General features: G+C 36.3%; 1 protein-coding gene. It reads left to right on the forward strand.

Annotated features, from left to right (window positions below; translation table 11 throughout):
- A partial coding sequence (locus tag Q0842_RS16165; RefSeq protein WP_298500541.1) for a hypothetical protein occupies nt 1-262 on the forward strand: 262 nt, incomplete at both ends.

Raw genomic sequence — 262 nt, forward strand, 5'->3', positions numbered from 1 at the left:
TTTACAGTTCCTGTTAACGAAGGAACAACAATAGAGTGTATTGCAGATGCTACTGTACCAACACCTCCTACAATTACGGATGCTAATGGAGATGAAGTAATTCCTGTAATGACAGAGAATGCTGATCCAGCTTGTGAAGGAGATAAAGTTTATACATTTACTTATACAGATTGTGCTAATAACACAGGTGTTTGGGTATATACATATACTATTGATATAACAACATTACCTGTAGTACCTGCCAATGCTAGTTCTACAGTAG

The sequence above is a fragment of the uncultured Algibacter sp. genome (assembly GCF_947495675.1).
In the GTDB taxonomy this organism is placed as follows: Bacteria; Bacteroidota; Bacteroidia; order Flavobacteriales; family Flavobacteriaceae; genus Algibacter_B.